At 38.7% G+C, this 17495-nt stretch carries 19 protein-coding genes; 10 read left to right on the top strand and 9 right to left on the bottom strand.

Annotated elements, in window-relative coordinates; translation table 11 throughout:
• Positions 1-44 precede the first annotated feature (44 nt).
• The gene (locus CLW00_RS14005) at positions 45-953 is read right to left on the bottom strand and encodes an aminopeptidase (protein WP_106134326.1); all 909 of its coding nucleotides are present in this window, start codon (positions 951-953) and stop codon (positions 45-47) included.
• A gap of 173 nt (positions 954-1126) precedes the next feature.
• Here CLW00_RS14005 and CLW00_RS14000 point away from each other — a divergent pair, with 173 nt between their 5' ends.
• From CLW00_RS14000 to CLW00_RS13985, 4 genes are all read left to right on the top strand, one after another.
• Positions 1127-2449 carry an OmpA family protein gene (locus CLW00_RS14000; RefSeq protein ID WP_106134325.1) on the top strand — a complete coding sequence of 441 codons (1323 nt, stop codon included), beginning with the start codon at positions 1127-1129 and terminating at the stop codon, positions 2447-2449.
• 119 nt (positions 2450-2568) lie between these two features.
• A complete protein-coding gene (upp, locus tag CLW00_RS13995; RefSeq protein WP_342747911.1) occupies positions 2569-3219 on the top strand; it encodes a uracil phosphoribosyltransferase in 651 nt (216 codons plus the stop codon).
• A gap of 5 nt (positions 3220-3224) precedes the next feature.
• The gene (locus CLW00_RS13990) at positions 3225-4148 is read left to right on the top strand and encodes a calcium/sodium antiporter (RefSeq protein ID WP_106134324.1); all 924 of its coding nucleotides are present in this window, start codon (positions 3225-3227) and stop codon (positions 4146-4148) included.
• Entirely contained in the window at positions 4148-4597 is a 450-nt protein-coding gene (locus CLW00_RS13985; protein ID WP_106134323.1) for a hypothetical protein, read from the top strand. Before CLW00_RS13990 ends, CLW00_RS13985 begins: the two co-directional genes overlap by 1 nt.
• Here CLW00_RS13985 and sdaAA read toward each other — a convergent pair.
• The 5 genes from sdaAA to CLW00_RS13960 all read right to left on the bottom strand — a co-directional run bounded on the left by sdaAA (position 4586) and on the right by CLW00_RS13960 (position 8911).
• Positions 4586-5494: an L-serine ammonia-lyase, iron-sulfur-dependent, subunit alpha gene (sdaAA, locus tag CLW00_RS13980; RefSeq protein ID WP_106134322.1), complete on the bottom strand. Its 909-nt coding sequence runs from the start codon at positions 5492-5494 to the stop codon at positions 4586-4588. The two genes, CLW00_RS13985 and sdaAA, sit on opposite strands and share 12 nt — an antisense overlap.
• An 89-nt stretch (positions 5495-5583) precedes the next feature.
• Positions 5584-6531, bottom strand: a complete 948-nt coding sequence (locus CLW00_RS13975; protein ID WP_106134321.1) for an FKBP-type peptidyl-prolyl cis-trans isomerase — start codon at positions 6529-6531, stop codon at positions 5584-5586.
• Positions 6532-6535: 4 nt separating this feature from the next.
• Positions 6536-7891 (bottom strand): hypothetical protein, encoded by a 1356-nt coding sequence (locus tag CLW00_RS13970; protein WP_106134320.1) that lies wholly within the window; start codon positions 7889-7891, stop codon positions 6536-6538.
• Positions 7872-8420 (bottom strand): RNA polymerase sigma factor, encoded by a 549-nt coding sequence (locus CLW00_RS13965; protein WP_106134319.1) that lies wholly within the window; start codon positions 8418-8420, stop codon positions 7872-7874. The genes CLW00_RS13970 and CLW00_RS13965 overlap by 20 nt, the downstream gene beginning before the upstream one ends.
• Before the next feature lie 86 nt (positions 8421-8506).
• A complete protein-coding gene (locus CLW00_RS13960; protein ID WP_106134318.1) occupies positions 8507-8911 on the bottom strand; it encodes an OsmC family protein in 405 nt (134 codons plus the stop codon).
• Between the two features lie 71 nt (positions 8912-8982).
• Here CLW00_RS13960 and CLW00_RS13955 point away from each other — a divergent pair, with 71 nt between their 5' ends.
• A complete protein-coding gene (locus CLW00_RS13955) occupies positions 8983-9711 on the top strand; it encodes a hypothetical protein (protein ID WP_106134317.1) in 729 nt (242 codons plus the stop codon).
• 62 nt (positions 9712-9773) lie between these two features.
• A complete protein-coding gene (gene lipA, locus CLW00_RS13950; RefSeq protein WP_106134316.1) occupies positions 9774-10652 on the top strand; it encodes a lipoyl synthase in 879 nt (292 codons plus the stop codon).
• A gap of 49 nt (positions 10653-10701) precedes the next feature.
• Here the strand turns inward: lipA and CLW00_RS13945 are convergent, their stop codons facing one another.
• Positions 10702-11172, bottom strand: a complete 471-nt coding sequence (locus CLW00_RS13945; RefSeq protein ID WP_106134315.1) for a Dps family protein — start codon at positions 11170-11172, stop codon at positions 10702-10704.
• 137 nt (positions 11173-11309) lie between these two features.
• Here CLW00_RS13945 and CLW00_RS13940 point away from each other — a divergent pair, with 137 nt between their 5' ends.
• Positions 11310-12539, top strand: coding sequence for a sensor histidine kinase (locus tag CLW00_RS13940; protein ID WP_106134314.1), 1230 nt, complete (start codon positions 11310-11312; stop codon positions 12537-12539).
• A 113-nt stretch (positions 12540-12652) separates the two neighbouring features.
• On the top strand, positions 12653-14233 hold the full coding sequence (locus CLW00_RS13935) for a peptide chain release factor 3 (protein WP_106134313.1): 1581 nt from the start codon (positions 12653-12655) through the stop codon (positions 14231-14233).
• A gap of 3 nt (positions 14234-14236) precedes the next feature.
• Here the strand turns inward: CLW00_RS13935 and CLW00_RS13930 are convergent, their stop codons facing one another.
• Positions 14237-15160 (bottom strand): YihY/virulence factor BrkB family protein, encoded by a 924-nt coding sequence (locus CLW00_RS13930; protein ID WP_106134312.1) that lies wholly within the window; start codon positions 15158-15160, stop codon positions 14237-14239.
• 149 nt (positions 15161-15309) lie between these two features.
• Between CLW00_RS13930 and CLW00_RS13925 the strand changes: the two genes are divergently transcribed.
• Both CLW00_RS13925 and CLW00_RS13920 read left to right on the top strand, forming a co-directional pair.
• A complete protein-coding gene (locus tag CLW00_RS13925) occupies positions 15310-16044 on the top strand; it encodes an RluA family pseudouridine synthase (RefSeq protein WP_106134311.1) in 735 nt (244 codons plus the stop codon).
• 70 nt (positions 16045-16114) lie between these two features.
• Positions 16115-16627, top strand: a complete 513-nt coding sequence (locus CLW00_RS13920; protein WP_106134310.1) for a phosphoglycerate mutase family protein — start codon at positions 16115-16117, stop codon at positions 16625-16627.
• Between the two features lie 58 nt (positions 16628-16685).
• Here CLW00_RS13920 and CLW00_RS13915 read toward each other — a convergent pair whose 3' ends face one another.
• On the bottom strand, positions 16686-17447 hold the full coding sequence (locus tag CLW00_RS13915) for a DeoR/GlpR family DNA-binding transcription regulator (protein WP_106134309.1): 762 nt from the start codon (positions 17445-17447) through the stop codon (positions 16686-16688).
• Positions 17448-17495: the final 48 nt, after the last annotated feature.

Below are 17495 nucleotides of genomic sequence, written 5' to 3'. Positions count from 1 at the left end.
TATATAAAAAATCATAACTGTCACCTCCTTATTTCTGCTAATACTTATAGATGGGCCATTAAATATCGGTACATTTCGATCATAGCGTTTAGGTCAAACAAGGAAACTTTTTCTTTGGGGCTGTGGACATTGTCTTCTGGGGCACCGATGAAACACCAATCAATAAAGTATGGAGAGAACTGAACCTCTCTTCCATCGCTGCTTCCGGCATCTTCAATTTCAAGTTGAAAAGGTATTTTACTGTCTGAAGCCAATTCCAGAATTTTATCCAGAAAAATTTTACGTGGTATATGTTTGTCCCGAATAGAAATAACCACACCATCGTGATGTTGTACGCCGTCAGTAACCCATGTAATGTCTGAAATCAACCCAAATGAAATCGGCGATTCTTTTTGGATAAAATTCAGCAAAGCAGGGACACTTCCTCCACCGTGCTCTTCATAAGTGGAAAAAACCACCCATCCATTTTCTAACGTTTCACACAATTTTAAAGCATTATATACACCAAGTCTATTGTCTAGGTATGCAGCTTGAATAAACTTTTCAGAGATTTGAATGTCCTGTTCAAATGAAAGTCTAGTCCCAGGAGCGATCTGTCTTGGAAAATCGTGGGTAAGCTGACCCTCATTTTCAGTTATATTGCATTTGATAGGGCCAAGTCTGTCTTGACCAACTACTGACACACTATCCTCTACATCTGGTCCTCCGATAGGGACAATTTGGTTTTGGTACCTTGTCATAAAGCCTATTGTGTCAATGTGTGCAAAGACAGCTCCACGAGGTTTTCCAAATTTAAGTAACAGACAGTCATGTACTTGTGGGCCATGGTAGATTTCAGGCTGAACCTTCCATGAAGTTTGACGTATTCTGATTTGATTCAATAGGAAATCCTTGATAGCGGATTCGTCCCCTGAGGTGCTTTGAATTTTTAAAATGTCCGTTAAAATATCCATTAATGGCATAATTTGTGTGGTATTAAATCTATAGTATTGCAGCTGGAAATTTGAAAAGATTTTTCAGAAAGTTTAAAGTTTTAAAATATTAATATACATTTGTGATAAGTTAAAAGTTTATAAATTTGCAGTAAAATCAATTAAACACTCAAAATTTGAAAGAATTTTTTATTATGAAAAAATTACTACTATCAACAATCATGGCTGGTGCTTTGGCTTTCGGAGTCAATGCTCAGGACGACGACTTCAACAGATGGTCTGTCGAATTTGGTGGTGGATTCAATAAACCAATGGCTCCGTTAACTCCAGGTTTTTTGTCTCCAACCTTGAACATTGGACATGCTGACCTTGGGGTGAGATATATGTTCAATGAAAAATTTGGTGCGAAGCTGGATTTCGGTTTCGGAACATTCAACGAATCAAGTGGGAATAGCCCTTCCTTTTCTACTAACTACCATAGAGTAAACCTTCAAGGTGTTGCTAACTTAGGTAGAATCATGAATTGGGAGACTTTCTCTAGAAATGTAAGTTTATTAGGTCATTTCGGTGCCGGTATTGGCCAGGTAAGACCACAAGAAAATGCATTCAATGATTTCAATGATAATGTATACAATATTATCGCCGGTTTGACTGGACAAGTTAAACTATCTGAAAGAGTAGCTTTGGTAGGTGATATTAGCCACATCATGAATGGTCGTCAGACTGTTACATTTGATGGAGCTTCTGCAATCCTTCCAAGCACAATGCCTCCAAGTGTGGCTAATCCTAACGTCCCAGCAGCGACTAACAACGGTTTCTTTGGAACTGGCGCGACTTGGTGGACTGGTACTATCGGTTTGAATATTTATCTAGGAAGTAAAAATCAGCATGCTGATTGGTACATTGCTGCTGATAAATATGCTACCAAGGAAGAACTTGCTCAGCAAGTTGGTGAAATCAAGGACATGTTGAAAGATTCTGATGGTGATGGTATCCCTGATTATCTTGACAAAGAGCCTAATACTCCAGCTGGTGCAAGAGTAGATTCTTTTGGTAGAACTTTGGATTCTGATGGTGATGGTATCCCTGATCACTTGGATAAGTGTCCATTTGCTCCAGGTCCTGCATCTAACGATGGATGTCCTATTGAAGAAGTTGAAGAAGTAGATTTCTTCATGAAAGCAATCAATGAAGGTTATGTGAATGTGTATTTTGCATTTGACAGCTCTAAACCACTAGGTTATTCTGCTTCATCTGTAAATTATGTTTCTAACTTCCTTAAGAGAAATCCAGGTGTTAACCTTGAAATCAAAGGTTATGCTGACGAAATCGGACCTGAGGATTACAACATGAAATTATCTGAAAGAAGAGCTAAAGCAGTTTATGACTTGCTAATTGCATCAGGTATTGAAGGTGGTAGAATTTCTTACAAAGGATACGGTGAAGATACTAGTGTAGATAAGAGGTCAGCTGATGCTAGACAACTTGCTAGAAGAACAAGCTTCGAAGTTAAGTAATAGACAATACGTCAATAAATATAAAGCCTAACCATTTCGGTTAGGCTTTTTTTGTGCAATTTTAATCTTAATATTTTTTTCTCATCTTATATTTGATCATAAAAATAAACCTTCAGTAAATGTCAAAAATGTTTGTATTAAGTGATTGTGACAATATAGTCCATCAATACCTAAGTGAATTGAGAGATGTCGAGATTCAAAAGGATAGGACAAGATTTAGAAAAAATCTTGAAAGGATTGGCGGAATCTTGGCATATGAGCTTTCAAAGGATCTACATTTTATTTCAAAATCCATACAAACACCCATCGAGGTAACAAAAGGGAAAGTGCTGGATGAACAGCCTTTGCTAATATGTGTCTTGCGTGCCGCTATGCCTTTTTTTCAGGGATTTTTGGATGTTTTTGACAAGGCTGATTGTGGTTTTGTAGGAGCATACAGGCAAGAAAAAGAAAATAGAATTGATATAGAGTTTCTTTATCAAGCAACCCCTGATATTTCGGATAGAGAAGTAATATTGATTGACCCGATGTTAGCGACGGGTAAGTCAATAGTGAGTACCGTTTCAAATTTGCTAAAAATAGGGGCTCCAAAATCACTACATATAGTTGGTGTGATAGCGGCTCCGGAAGGAATTGAGCATATTTCCAGCCAAATTGAGATACCGCATAAAATTTGGGTTGGAACTATAGATAAAGCCTTGAATGAAAAATCATATATAGTTCCAGGCTTGGGCGATGCAGGTGATTTGGCTTTTGGTCCTAAGCTGTAAATACCATGGTGTACTTTTTCTTGTTTTTGGGCTTGGTCATACTTCTCGCAGGCGGAAAATACCTTGTAGATGGGGCGTCAAAAATAGCATCCTTCTTTGGCCTAAGTGAAGGATTGATTGGTTTGACAATTGTGGCTTTTGGTACTTCAGCTCCGGAACTATTGGTCAGTGTCAATGCAGCCCTCAAAGGAAATAGTGACATTGCTCTGGGGAATGTGATAGGGTCAAATATTTCAAATATTTCCTTAGTCCTTGGAATAAGTGCGATGGTTTATCCTATTGCGATTCATAAGTCTATATTGAAGCTTGATTACCTGTTTACTTTATTGTCATCAATACTATTTTTTGTTTTTGCATACAATGGAATACTCTCAAGGTTTGAAGGCCTTATTTTCATTGTTCTTCTCGTATCGCTTAATATTTATTTTTTCAAAAAAATAGCAAGAGTGGACCCTGTTAGTTTAGAAAATTCTTCCACTGAGCAATCAAATATCTTTAAACCTCTAATCTTATTGATTGTTGGGATTGTTGGGCTTTATTTTGGTTCGGATCTTTTTGTGGATAGTGCGGTTGAAATATCTGAAAGTTTCGGTATTAGTCAAAGAGTAATAGGGGTCACCGTTATCGCAATTGGTACTAGTCTGCCAGAATTAGTTACTTCCCTGATAGCTGCATGGAATAAAAAAACCGATATCGCAATAGGTAATATTCTAGGGAGTAACATCATGAATGTACTTGCAATAATAGGAATTACATCCGTTATTAATCCAATTGCCGTAAGTCAAGAGTTTATCAATGTTGACTTTATTTGGATGCTTGGGTTTACACTTCTTCTATTCCCCATACTTAGAACCAAAAGAAAGATCAGCAGGCTTGAAGGGTTGGTTCTTTTGGTCATTTACTTACTATATATTTATACACTAATCTAATGGAGTACTTTTTGAAATTTCTAGCTATTTATTTCACCTGCCTTTTCAAATTTGTAGCGGGTCCCTTGCTTGGTGCAGCAGCAGGTTATGGACTCATTGAGATTATTATTGTAACGCTTGGCGGAATGATGACATCAGTTCTTTTTGTTACCTATTTGGGGAATTGGTTTAAATCACATTGGACATTAAATGTGAATAAAAAGAGGTTTACCAAGAGAAAAAGGAGAATTGTCCAAGTTTGGCAAAAATTTGGAGTAATAGGAATTGCCATTGCTACTCCAATATTTTTGACGCCAATCGGTGGCACCATCATCATGGTGGCATTTAATGTGAAAAGAAATAAGATACTGTCTTATATGTTCTTCAGTGGTCTTGCTTGGGTGATAATTATGGGAACTTCGATAAATTGGATTTTGACAATACCCCTTTTTCAAAAGTTATTCGGGTAAGTCTTCGTCGGGTAAGATCTCAATGTCCTGAATCAGTACTCTTTTTGAAATTTCCTGACCTGTGATCGTAGCAGCTAAACCACCGAGTGCAGTTTCTTTGTATTTTGTCTCCATATTTGCTCCGATCTCTCCCATTGCGTCGATGCATTCATCCACAGGAATGACAGCACTTACATCAGCCAAGGCGATTTGAGCTGAGCTATTGGCGATGGCAGCGGCACTGGCATTCCTCACTACACAGGGGATTTCAACTAATCCAGCTACAGGGTCACATATCAACCCAAGCATACATTGAATTGTAATGGCGACCGCATTGAAAATCTGGCTTACTGTACCACCTAAGCAATAGACCATTGCTCCAGCTGCCATTGCCGCAGCTGAGCCAGTTTCTGCCTGACAACCTCCTACAGCACCAGCAAGACTTGCTTTTTGTTCGATAATCAAGGCTATACCTGCACCTACCAACAAGCCTTCCAATATTTTTTTATCGGAAAGATTATGTATTTCTTGAAGTGTGTAAAGTGTACCTGGAAGAATTCCTGAAGCACCTGCAGTCGGTGCAGCCACAACCCTTCCCATGCAAGAATTAACCTCTTTTGCCGCCAAGGCTCTTGAAATCAGTCTTTGGAATTCTGGAGAAAGTACAGATACTGGGTGATTGTATACCTTCTTAGCTCCATTGTTGATCATCCCACTCCTAGAGGTCATCTCTTCTTTTAAGCCGGTTTCTACAGCCTCTTTCATCACTGTATAGGCTTTATCCAGATTATTCCAGATGCTTTCCTCCGTCTTACCCCTTTGGGTAACTTCATACTCAATGACAGATTCATATAGATTCAGATCTTTTTCCTGACAATAGGACTGCCAACCTGCAAAACTTTCAAAAAGGTAACTCATATCAATTTGGGTTATATCTTTCCAAAATTGGCTAAAAGTAGATGATAAACCAAAAGATGAGTAAGCTAGCGTGAAAATTGAATAGCCTCTTACCTTACATCCACAACTTTAGCCTGAAAGATTATGGGTTCAAATGGCCTCACGGTTTGATTGAGCCTGCCTTTTTGGACCAAGTCACTTCGTATTTCAAAAGGGAATACCTGAGTGGTGGCGCCAAATGCAAGATGCGAAGGTACTATTGCTCGGATTTCTGCATCCTTAGAGAGTCCTTTCAGCAATTCTTCAATAAAAGGAACGTTTTGCGCATCCCCAATAGTCACTTGGAATGGGTTGGATTGGGAGCTGACTTGTGCAACAGGCTGTACTTCATTTAGATGTGATATGCTATAAGTGATACGGATGATTTTACCATTTTCAGCTTTTGGACTTTCAGTATCTCCTTCCGCAATTTCCAATAGGAATAAACCGGACTCAGATTCTTCGAAACCAACAAGATTGTTAAATGCTATGTGTTCTGTGATTTCTTGGTCTTCAAGTTCTTGTATTTCCTGCTCACTATATATTTTTTTGAACTTGATACGGATCTTCAAATTTTCTTCAGGCTGAATAAGCTGTCCAAAATAATAATCATTATACCCCAAATAAGCGGGGGCATAGAGTAAGACAGTTTCTCCTTCTTTTGCAAAACTAGAAACAAAATTTATCGCTCTAGGAATAGTACCGCCATCTTCATGAATATACAAACGAGGGGGTCTGCTTTCATCCGTGTAGCTATCAATCAATCTGCCATCTATCGTGCGTATTTCATAATATATGCCTACTATGTCTCCACTTGTGATTTGATTTCCCAGGTCATTGGTCTCTATTTTTTCGAAGAAAATACCTAGAGAGGTTTCATTAGGATTGATGTTATTTTGAGCAAAGAATTCTAAAAGTTTTCTTTCATCTCTTTCAATATCTTCATTGACTCCTTCATCCGCATCCTGCGTACAACCCATTGTAAAGGCCAAGAACAGAAACAAATAATATTTTTTCATAGCATTATTTTTTATCCTTTAGTTGGAAGTTCATCCTTAAGTTGAGTCCGCCAATTGAAAACTGTTGGTTGATGAATGTTTGATTGCCCAATGATAATTTGTAAAAGGGTTCTATGGAAATGAACGTGCCATTACTAAGGTTTTGTTCAAATCCCATGCTTAAATTAAGCAATTGGCCAATGCCAGTGTTGCTGTTCGTGTTGTTCTGTGAGTCAGGGGTGAAAGTCTCAGAGACGGTTGTTATTGCAGCTTGTGAGCCTGCAAACCCAGAGCTGGCCAAATTGACAGTATTGTAAGTTACAGTATTTCTTTGGTTGAGGTAGAACATATTGGATACCCCTGAGATGACATAGATGTCCGATTTTTGGTTCTCAAAGATTTTGTATTTGAGATTGAAGGGTACTTCAAGTTGACCAAAACTCAACTCATTGGTCGTAGTAATAAAGTTACTAGACATCATGGCTGACCTATCGGAATAAGATAGAGATTCTGCCACCATTACATTAGAATTGTTGTTTGTGCCAGGGACTAGGTTTTGTTGGGCATAGGCCAAGCCAATATCAATCTTGAACCTCTTTGATACTGATAGTTCTGTAATCACTCCAGCTCCTAAATTCAAGGCTTGGGTCGAAGAAGTGGTTGTTTGAGGCATAAGATATACACCAAGTTTTAAGGGTTCAAAAGCCTCATCTTCTTTTTCTTCTCTTACATCTTTTTCATTCCCATCAGATAGCCACTCATTTATTGTAGCAAGGGCTTTACTTTCATCCTCCTCTTTCAGTGCGTTGGCCAAAGTTTTTTCTGAAATAGGTGTAGCTTTTTCAGTTTCCTTGATGACTTCTTTTATGATTTCTTCTTCTTTGCTGGTACTGGCGATAAGTTTTTCTTCTATTTGAGTTACTTTTTCGTCAGTCAATTTGACTTCGGAAGATGCCTCTGCTAAAGTTTGGCTAGGCATAGGTTTTTTTGGCGGGGATTGATTTGGCCTTTGGTTTGGTAATTCTGATTTGGCCAGATTTTTATTCCTTTCGATAGGGGCTGAAGGTGAAATATTCAAAATATCTTTTTCTTCTTCTTTTTCTTCAGCATTTGGTGTTTCTTCTTCGAATGTTTCCGTTTTGATATCACTAAGGCTTTCAATGGGTTCTTCTCCTTGGTTAAAAAGTAGGAAAGTTGCTACCAAAGCAATCGCTGCGAAAGATGCAGCCCAATAAATCCAAGAAGGAAATGCAGTACCTTTTGGCTTTGCGAAATATGCAGACGCAAGCTTATCCCATTCTTTGGGATCGTAAGCCTCTTCGTGATTTTCAAAGGAGGCTTTGATTTTATCCGCAAGTTTTTTATCGAACTGCTCCTTCATTTCTGATTTGATTTAACTCTGTTATCTTGTCTCTTAATTTTTGTTTAGCCCTAGCTAGGTAAGTTCTGGATGTACTGGCAGGGATGCCACACTGTTCAGCAATTTCATTGTGTGAATACCCTTCGATTTCATACATGTTGAAAACTATCCTGAGCATTTCGGGCAGAGATCTTAGGATGTTTAATATGTCTTCCTTTGATAATTGGCTGATGATTTCAGGCTCATAGCTTTCTGTGTCTACCTTTTCAATATCCATTGCGGAAAAGTGTTTGACATTTTTTCTGTAATAGTCTATGGAGGTATTGACGAGTATTCTTCTAAACCATCCTTTAAATGAATTGGCTTCACTATATTGAGGGAGTTTATCAAATACTTTCATGAAACTGTCATTGACAATTTCGCAGGCTTCATCCCTACCATTGGAATAACGTAAGGCAATGCTCATAGCATAGCCATAGAAATGCTTATAGAGCATTTCAAGAGATTTTTGATCTCCTTTCCTTGCTTCCTTAATCAGGTGTTGTTCCAATGATGAGGACTTACTTATTGTTAGATGTTAAATACTAGACGCAGGGGGTAAAGATAACGCTACAAACTCAGGTAATTTATTTAAGACTAAAAGTTGAAAGTTATGGTCTGATTGATAGAGGGATCTAGGCTAAGGGCTACAGGGCAAGTTAAAGCCGCGTTTTTTAGCTTTTGACGCATGTTTTTGTCTTCTGAAGGTTTTTCCCAGATAAAATGAATAGCTATCTCACTTATTTTTCTTGGATTTGATTGCATGACTTTGGTGATTTCCCAGCTCAGTCCTTCAAGCTTTTCGCCATCTCTATCAGCAACAATACCCATAATGGTCACCATACAGCTTCCCAAGGCAGCTGCAATAAGGTCTGTTGGAGAAAATGCTTCCCCTTTTCCATTGTTGTCCAATGGTGCATCAGTGATTACTTTGCTACCGGATTGAATATGGATCATTTCTGTCCTAAGATTTCCGGAATAGGAACTTTTGATAGTAGCCATAAACTCTTATTTTTATTTTTGGTTCTATAACTTACAAACGAAATTAGCGTTAATTTCCCAAGCGACACATTATGAAAGGTATTAAATATACAGTAGCCCTGTTTTTTTTCCTGTTTTCAGGCATCGTGCTAGGACAGCGGTTAGATGCCGGAGATTATGAATATGATACTGAGATTTTAATTGGGATCAATAAAAATACCAATGGAGGACTGGTGGGAGGTTTTTCATTTAAATATGGAATGAGAATAGATGATACCAACTTCCAGTTTTTTGGTTTGGACTTGGCAAATGTCAAAAACCCTAAAGAAGTAAGGAACACCACAGTATTGGGCAATTCTTTTATTTTCGGAAAATCGAATTATCTATACTCAATCCGGCCATATTACGGAAGGGAAAGGATATTGTTCAAAAAAGCACCCCAACAAGGAGTACAGGTGTCAGTGTTAGGCGCAGTGGGTCCTTCAATTGGTGTTATTGCTCCATATTTTATAGAGTATACTGTCAATCGTGTTGAGACAGTGAGAGAACAATTTGATCCTGCAGTTCATCAGAGTAGGTTCAATATTCTTGGGCCAGGTAGAATTTTTGAAGGTATTGGAGGCTCTGACATTGCGTTTGGGGCGAATGCCAAAGCTGCAGTAAACTTCGAATTTGGTGTATTTAAATCAAATGTCACAGGTTTGGAACTTGGTTATCAATTGGAAGGTTTTACAAGAGAAATCCCGCTGATGCCAACTGTTGAAAACAGGCAGGTTTTTCAGTCGGTTTATTTTACTTTCTTCTATGGTTTCAGGAAATAGGCCAGCGATTGGGTAAAATGAATCTTTGGGAGTAATTTCGCCAAAGTAAAATCAGAAATATAATGATCGAACTACCAGTAATATCCGAAGAGGCAACTAAAAAGAAAAAACCTAATTGGTTGAGGGTAAAATTGCCTGTAGGTAAAGAATATGCTAAAGTCAGGAAGCTTGTAGATGAACATAAGCTCCATACCATCTGTGAGAGTGGCAATTGTCCCAATATGGGCGAATGTTGGGGAGCTGGAACTGCAACTTTTATGATTTTGGGAAATGTTTGTACACGCTCTTGCTCTTTTTGTGCTGTTGCAACAGGACGCCCACCTGAATATGATACAGATGAGCCCAGAAGAGTGGCTGAGGCCATTAAGTTGATGGGAGTCAAGCATGCTGTACTGACTTCAGTCAATAGGGATGAACTCAAAGATAAAGGCGCAGAGATATGGTATCAAACAGTAGTAGAAACCAAAAAACTTTCTCCAGAAACTACAATAGAAACTTTGATCCCGGATGTGAAGTCAAATTGGGATGCACTGTATAGAATGATCAGCGGTGGCCAGGAAGTTGTTTCTCATAATATGGAAACAGTTGAATCTCTTTATAGAAGGGTGAGGCCTCAAGCCAAATATAATAGATCATTGGAGCAGATTAAACTGACCAAAGAATTTGGGAAGAGAACCAAGACTGGAATTATGCTGGGCTTAGGTGAAAAGCAAGATGAAGTATATAAAGCTATGGATGATTTGGTAGCTCATGGTTGTGATATACTCACATTAGGCCAGTATCTTCAGCCGACTAAAATGCATATAGAAGTAGCTGAATTCATTCATCCCGACATGTTTGATCTTTACAGAGAAGAAGGATTGAGAAGAGGTTTGAAATATGTGGAATCAGGACCACTAGTAAGGTCTTCTTATCATGCCGAAAGACACGTGAATGTTTAATATGAAAAAAGGCTGGGAGCAATTCCAGCCTTTTTTTTAAGAGTCATTTTTATTTCAGGTATGCGGATAGCATCCAAACAGTTTTTTCTTTTGCTGTGATGTATTCGCTCATTAAAGAAACTGTTCCTTCATCTCCGTGCTCGGCAGCTATTTCCAGAGCGGATCTTTCTAGTCGCAATAAAGTATTCAGGTTATCTCTGATAATTTCCACCATTTTCTTACCATCTTCTACCTGCTTAGCTTCTTTGATCTCCGCATTATTGATGTATTCCTCAAAAGAGGAAAAAGGTCTTGCTCCTAATGTCAGGATCCTTTCGGCTGTTTCATCAATACCTAAATTGGCTTCGTTGTATAGCTCTTCAAATTTAGCATGAAGTTCAAAGAAGTTTGGACCCGTAATATTCCAGTGGAAGTTTCGCAGGTTTTGGTAATAAACTTCATAGTTAGCCAAAAGGCTATTCAGTTTTTCCACCAATAATTTACTGTCTTTTATTTTTAAACCTATGTCGTTTGTGCTCATAATATTTATATTTTTGATTTATAACTCACCCTGTACAAATATAAGACCGCATGAGTTGAAAAGGTAATATTGTCAGATTGATAATATCTATCGATAAAATGAGTTGTCTATAATAGAAAATCCCCAACACCCCTTTGATGAAGAACAGACTTCAGGATATCGCAACTTTAGATTTATATACCAACAAGAACAAAATCAAGTGGCTCATTTTCATTTGTTCTATAATCATAAGTTTTGGTTCTATTTATTATACTAATCTTTTGGTGGAAGAGTTGAAGGACCGTGAGAAAAGGCAAATCGAACTCTTGGCGAGGGCATTGGAGTATGCTTCCTTGAATACAGATAACCTCACCTTTATCAATCAAGAAATCATTCAGCAGAATACTTCGATTCCTGTGATTGTCGTAGATTCAGATGAGAATGTTGTCGATTATAGAAACATCAAGTTCAAGAAAAGAAGTACAGAAGAGGACAGACAGAAAACATTGCGCAAAGAGGTAGAAACAATGAAGGCGGAGTATGAGCCTATTGTGACCGAAGATGCTTTGGTCTATTACCGCAATTCAGAGCTTTTGACCTCGCTCAAATATTACCCTTATATACAACTTTCAGTCATTCTTGTTTTTGGGGTTTTGGCTTATGCTGTTTTCAATCAATCCAAGGTGGCTGAACAAAACCGGGTCTGGGCAGGCCTTACCAAAGAGACTGCCCATCAGTTGGGAACCCCAATAGCTTCGTTAATGGCTTGGATAGATTACCTTCGTAATTCACCTGTATGGGAAGAAAACAAGGAGGTGATACAGGAAATGGATAAAGACATCGTGAAGTTGAGGATGGTCACTGAGCGCTTTAGCTCCATAGGGAGTAAACCAGTCATCCAATCAGAAAACGTTTTTTCAGTAGTAGATGAAGCTATAAATTATTTGAGACCACGTATTTCATCAAAAGTAGAGATGAAAGTCAACGGTTATTCCAATGAGATAGAAGCGATGATCAACAAGCCGCTGTTTGAATGGGTAGTGGAGAATATATGTAAAAATGCTGTAGATGCCATGAAAGGGCAGGGTGTCATATCAATCGACATAATCAAAGAGAGCGAAAAATTTGTATTTGTGGACATCACAGATACCGGTAAAGGAATGGAGAAAAGCATGTACAAAAGGGTGTTTAATCCTGGCTTTACCACCCGTCAGAGAGGTTGGGGGTTAGGACTTACTTTGGCTAAAAGAATAATAGAAGGCTATCATCGTGGGAAAATCTATGTCAAAACTTCAGAGCCTGGAATCGGTACTACTTTTAGGATTGTGCTCCACGGAAGCAAAGAAGGAGTTTCTGGCTTCAAGCGTGAGGATTTTTTGATACAATAATTACTTTTTAATCGGCTTGTATAGCGCTGTATAATTTAAGTTCACTCTCCTTCCAACCTTTGAATTAAAGGTTTACCTTTGCAGACTTAAAATCGACTTGATAAGGGAAAGACATGAGTTTGACCAAAGAAATACAAAAAAGAAGAACCTTCGCCATCATCGCCCACCCGGATGCCGGAAAAACTACATTGACAGAAAAACTTTTACTTTTTGGTGGAGCCATACAAACGGCAGGTGCTGTGAAATCAAATAAAATTGATACAGCGACTAAATCTGACTGGATGGAAATTGAAAAGCAAAGAGGTATCTCTGTAGCTACTTCGGTCATGGGGTTTGAATACCAAGGAATCAAAATCAACTTATTGGATACTCCCGGTCACCAGGATTTTGCAGAAGATACATACAGAACCCTTACAGCCGTCGATTCAGTTATCATGGTGATTGATTGTGTCAAGGGTGTGGAGATTCAAACTGAAAAGTTGATGGAAGTTTGCCGTATGCGCAATACTCCCGTAATATGTTTCATCAACAAATTGGACAGGGAAGGCAGAGACCCATATGAACTTTTGGACGAAGTCGAAGAAAAACTCAACATTCAAGTAAGGCCACTTTCTTGGCCAATAGGAATGGGGAAAAGCTTCAAAGGAGTATATAATCTTTACGATAAAAAACTGAACCTCTTTTCTCCCAGTCAGAGAAAGCTAAGTGATGCCCGTGAGGAATTTGAGAATTTGGATGACCAAAAACTAGATGGTATCATTGGCAAAAGTTATGCAGATCAATTGCGTGAGGATGTTGAATTGATTGAAGGTGTTTACACTGATTTTGATACAAAAGAGTACCTAGAAGGCAAAGTAGCTCCTGTATTTTTTGGTTCGGCAGTTAATAATTTCGGAGTCAATGAGATGCTGGATACTTTTATTAGAATAGCACCGACACCGAAAAGCCGTCAGACTGAGGACAGAGAAGTGAAACCAGAAGAGTCTAAGTTTTCAGGTTTTGTTTTTAAGATTCATGCCAATATGGATCCAAACCATAGGAATAGGATTGCATTCTTAAGAATTTGTAGTGGTACTTTTCAAAGAAATAAACCCTATAATCATGTGAGAGGACCCAAGCCACTTCGTTTCTCGAACGTCACACAGTTTATGGCTCAAGATAGGGAAATGGTGGATGAAGCTTTTCCAGGAGATATTGTGGGGCTTTTTGACACAGGGAACCTCAAGATTGGGGATACCCTGACGGAAGGGGAGGACATGACATTTAAGGGTATTCCTTCTTTTTCTCCGGAAATCTTCAAAGAAGTCATCAACAAAGACGCTATGAAGACCAAGCAATTGGAAAAGGGGCTGAAGCAACTGATGGAAGAAGGGGTAGCCCAGTATTTCACCTATGAAATGGGCGCCAGAAAAGTAGTGGGCACGGTAGGTCAGCTACAATTTGAGGTGATTCAGTTCAGGTTGAAAAATGAATACAATGCTTCTGTAGAATTCGCTCCTATGAATCTGTACAAAGCCTGCTGGATCAGTAGCACTGATAAGAAAAAATTAGATGAGTTTGTAAGAAGTAAGAGTAGGCATATTGCCCAAGATAAAGATGGAAAACTTGTCTTTATGGCGGAGTCTAAGTCTTGGTTGCAGATGGTACAGGACAATTACCCTGAGATTGATTTCCATTTTACTTCAGAGTTTTAGATTTCAATCGGCAACCTTTTCTTCATCTGTCGTATACGAGTACAGCTCTGCAATGGGCTTGGCCTTAATTTTATGACCACGCTGTACAGCATATGCTTTGGTGATCTCTCCGCAAAGAAATAGAATCACTGAACTATAAAATATCCAGAGTAGGAGGATAACCAAAGAGCCAGCCGCTGAATAGTAATCATTGAGGTCAAGATTGGAGATGATGAGATTAATAATTCTGGTCCCGATTAAAAAGAGAACGGTAGTAATGATTCCACCGGCAATGGCGTCTTTCCATTGGACGATTGCGTCAGGAAGGGTTTTGTGAACTATGGTGAAAAATAGAATCACCACGGAGAAATTGACCGCCATTTTTGTCAGGCCGAATAGGATAGACTCTACTGTCTCCGGCAAAATTCCGGAGCCAACATTTGAAATGTATGATAGCAACAGATCAATAAAAAGGGTCAATACCATCAAAAAGCCTAATCCAATTACAAATAGCAATGGAATAGTACGGTATTTGGCAATCTTCCAAAAACTGACACCTTTTTTGAGTTTTACTTTCCAGATAGAATTTAAGGCTTTTTGAAGAATGCCGAAAATCATCGTGGCACTTTTGAAAATCACCAAAATGGCAATTATGATGTAAAGAGTAGAGTCTGGCAGATTCATCACGTTGTTCAACACCTCACTTACTTGTTCAGCAGCTTCAGAATCCACGTTTCGCTCAATTTGACTTACAATTTCATCTTTGATTTCAGTCCTTTCAAAAAAAACAGTTCCAATGGTGACGATCACGACCAAAATGGCTGGAAGTGAAAAAAGTGTGAAAAAGGCAATAGCGGCACTGTAAACGATGGGTTGGTCTTGGCCAATATAGCTTACTGTGTTTTTGAGAATTCCGATGGTATCACGATATGTTTTTTTTAAATTCATCAAATCAGGTTTCTAGGTACTGTTTCTAAATGTAAGGTTATTAGTAAATTGAAGGTTACACATTGGCTTTAATTTAATATAAAAATCAAATAAGACCCTGAGGTCTGTAATTAATAAAATATCTTTGTGTCAAAATCCGGAAAATTAAAATGAGAAATAAACCTTTTTCGGTTGTCTTTGAAGACAACCATCTTTTGGTAGTGAATAAAGCTGCCGGAATCCTTGTTCAAGGAGATAGAACAGGAGACAAAACCCTTACGGATTATTGTAAAGACTATATAGCCAATAAATACGATAAACCGGGAGCTGTGTTTTTGCATCCTGTTCATAGGTTGGATAGGCCTGTCAGTGGACTTGTGGTTTTTGCACGCACTTCCAAAGGCTTGGAGAGGATGATGGAGCTTTTCCGTAAGCGGGATATACACAAAGTATATTGGGCAATGGTAAAAAGAAGACCTAAAGAAGAAACCGGTAAGTTGACTCATTACCTTGTCAAGGATGAGAAGAAAAATGTAGTCACCGCTCATGAAAAAGAGGTGCCGGGATCACAAAAAGCCGAGTTAAATTATAAAACTTTAGGAAAAATGAATGATCATTGGCTTTTGGAGGTAAGACCTATTTCCGGAAGGCCTCATCAAATCAGGGTTCAACTAGCCTCTATGGGCTGCCCTATAAGAGGGGATCTGAAGTACGGCTTTCATAAGGCAAATGCAGATGCCAGTATCAACTTGCATGCATTTCACTTGGTGTTTGTTCACCCCATCAAAAAAGAAAAAGTGTATTTACGTGCAGCCTTGCCCGAAGAGCCGTTTTGGGAACAATACCTCGAATTTGAGCCTGTAAGGGCAAAAGATCAACATGTTGATAATTCTTACAGTGGTTAATTTTGACCAATACATTTATTTTATTTTCACCAAGTAAATTACAGTTTCACCTCAAGTGATACCTACTACTATGCGAAATTTCACCAAAATTATATTAGTGATTGTTCTGATGGCTATAATGGAGGCCTGTTCACAGAAACAAGAACCCAAAACAATTTACATTGTACGCCATGCAGAAAAACTGTTGACGGGGGATGATCCAGAATTGAGCGTAGCAGGTGCTGCAAGGGCGGTGAAACTTGGGCAGATTCTTGAAGGAGAAGAGATTGCGCATATTTTCAGTACCAATACTATAAGGACAGTAGCTACAGTGAGACATGTGTCAAATCATTCTGGAGCCCAGATAGAAGCGTACGATACTGGAAGACATGATGATTTGGTAAAAGAACTTAAACAAAGAAAAGGGAATATTCTAGTAGTCGGCCACAGCAATACGATCCATCATTTGGTCAATTATTTCATAAATGATGATGTGGAATACGAAGAGTTAAAGGATGTTGAATATGACTTCATATTCAAAGTCACTTTGGATGAAAGAGGCAATTCCATGGTAGAACGGAAAATTTACAGAGATTTTAATTGAAAAGAGCGCCATAATTGGCGCTCTTTTTCATGTTGATGGATGTTCAATAAAAAGTCAGTTAAACTATCCTTACCTCAATTCCCATTCCCTCCATTTTTTCTCTGTAAAGTTCTGGAATACCTTGGTCTGTGATGATGATATCGATGTCTTCAAGGTTACAGATTTTCCCAAATCCTTTTTTGCCAAACTTGCTTGAGTCAGCCAATACAATTGTTTTTTGTACCCCTTTTATCATATGGGCATTTAGATGAGCTTCCATCATATGGGACGTGGTCAATCCGTGGTCAAGACTGATTCCGTCAGCGCTTAAGAATAATTTTGAGCAGGCAAACTGTTTGAGCATTTCCTCCGCATAGTGGCCAACCACAGAGCTACTGCTTTTCCGGACTACCCCTCCAAGCTGAACGATTTCAATATGAGGAGCGTCCAGCAGTGACAAGGTCACATTCATGGCGGCTGTCAATACAGTTAGTTTTTGTTGGTTGGGGATGGCTTGTGCAAAGGACACAACTGTTGTTCCAGAGCCTATGATTATTGCGTCATCTTCATTGATATACCGGATTGCTTCTTGGGCAATTCTATACTTTTCTTCAATCTTGACAAGTTTCTTTTCTTGTACAGGCTTATCATTGACATAAGGGGATTTGGGAGTGGCAGATCCATGAGAGCGATATAGAAGTCCTTTGTCCTCCAGGATTTTGAGGTCTTTTCTGATAGTGACCTGAGTCACATCCAATTCCTTACTCAAGTCAGCTACATTTACAAATCCCTGAGCTTCAAGTTTGTCCAAAATGTACTTATGCCTTTCCGCTATAGTCATGCTGTTGTGGAGTTTCGTATTGTTTCGTTTATCTTATAAAGATATCTA

This window comes from Mongoliibacter ruber (genome assembly GCF_003003005.1).
GTDB lineage: Bacteria > Bacteroidota > Bacteroidia > Cytophagales > Cyclobacteriaceae > Mongoliibacter > Mongoliibacter ruber.
This window is presented reverse-complemented; position numbering and strand designations above follow the sequence as displayed.